Genomic DNA, 1,188 nt, shown 5'->3' on the forward strand with positions numbered 1-1,188 from the left:
GGGGGTGGGTGACCGGTGGGTATGGAGGTTCCGGATTGGGTGGGTCGGTTCTTCCTGGTGGTGACGGGGGAGTCGTGGCCGCAGGCTGATGAGGATGGTTTGTGGGCTCTGGCGGGGGTGTGGTCGGAGTTCGAGTCGGCGTTGGCTGCGGTGGAGGTGGAGGTCGCTGATATCGCGTCGGCGGTGCGGGGTGCTGGTTGGGAGGGTGAGGCGGCGCAGGCGGCGCGGGCGCGGTTGGTGGAGTTGGTTGATGGTGGGTCGTTGCGTCAGTTGGTGGATGCGGCGGGTAGGTTTTCGCGGTTCGCGTATGACGCGGGCACGAATGTGCAGTATGTGAAGGCGTCGATTATTGGTCAGTTGGCCATTTTGACGGTGCAGATTTTGTTGTTGTTGCCGTGGGTGGCGTTTCCGCCGACGTCGGCTGCGGCGTCGTCGTGGATTTCGGCGTTGGTGACGTTTGGGCGGTTTATGGCTCAGACGTTTTTCCGCCGGTTGGTGATGTCGGTGATGTTCGGGGTGGTGTTGCAGCTGGGTTTGGATGTGGCGATCCAGTTTACGCAGTTGTTTATCACGCGGACGCGGCGGGAGTGGGATGGGCGTCGTTCGGGTGGGGCGGCGTTGGCGGGTGCGTTGGGTGGGGCTTTGGGTCCGGTGTTGTTCGCGGGGTTCGGGGCGGTTTTTGGTCAGCGTTTTGTGCGGTCGATTGTGGGTTTCGCTGGTGTGGGGGCGTTGACGGAGTTCTCGGCGGAGCAGTTGGCGGATCTGATTTTGACTGGTCGGCGGGAGCAGACTGATGATCCGTGGGCGCCGGCGTCGGCGGGTGCGATTGAGGGGGTGGTGGATTGGCTTGGTTCTCGTCGTCGGGGTGGGGCGATGGCGGGTTTGGAGGGGCCGGGTGGTGTGCGGGTCGATGTTCCGGATTTGGGGTTCGGTGGGGGTGGGATTCCGGGGTTGAACGGGGTTCCGTTTGATCCGGATCCGGGTCCGGATCGGTTTCATGGTGATGGGGTGTTGGAGGGGGATTTCACGGTTTCGGGGGTTTTCCCTGATGGGAAGACGTTTATTGGGTCGTTTGAGGTTGAGGGGAGTTTGACGCCGCGTGGTGGTGGGGGGCCGGTGCGGGGTGTGTTCCGGGGTTCGGGTGGGTTGCAGGGTGGGTTTGAGGGGTCGTTCTCGCAGACGCGGTTG

General features: G+C 63.4%; 1 protein-coding gene. It reads left to right on the forward strand.

The genetic code is table 11. The annotated features are described in order from the left end of the window. Nucleotides 1–15: 15 nt before the first annotated feature. Nucleotides 16–1,188 (forward strand): hypothetical protein (locus ACIBTV_RS31425; protein WP_396710821.1); only part of this gene is annotated, 1,173 nt, incomplete at its 3' end.

The organism is Micromonospora sp. NPDC049366 (genome assembly GCF_044466625.1).
Taxonomy (GTDB): Bacteria; Actinomycetota; Actinomycetes; order Mycobacteriales; family Micromonosporaceae; genus Micromonospora.